1 protein-coding gene is annotated in these 302 nt (G+C 33.7%); it reads right to left on the reverse strand.

Annotated elements, in window-relative coordinates; genetic code table 11:
• Window positions 1-302: N-6 DNA methylase (locus tag G3997_RS05190; protein WP_296649168.1), on the reverse strand; the 302-nt coding region annotated here is incomplete at both ends.

Below are 302 nucleotides of genomic sequence, written 5' to 3' on the forward strand. Positions count from 1 at the left end.
ATGCAAAGTCTGCTTTACTCTTTGGTGCAAGTTTTCCATAKGCACTAAATCTTTCATCATCTAAAAACTTAGCATCTGCACTCCAGTTAGCAGAGTATGGAGGGTTTGCAACTATTGCTTCAAAYTTCATTCCCATATGTTGTGGGTTTTCTAATGTATTATCATTTTTTATATCAAAGTTTGTATAGTTTATATCATGAAGTAACATATTCATACGAGCTAAGTTATAAGTTGTTGATGTAAGCTCTTGTCCGTAGAACTTTCTAACATTAGCTTCTTTTGCAACACGAAGAAGTAGCGAA

Origin of the sequence: Romboutsia sp. 13368 (genome assembly GCF_018336475.1) — a bacterium.
Taxonomy (GTDB): domain Bacteria; phylum Bacillota; class Clostridia; order Peptostreptococcales; family Peptostreptococcaceae; genus Romboutsia.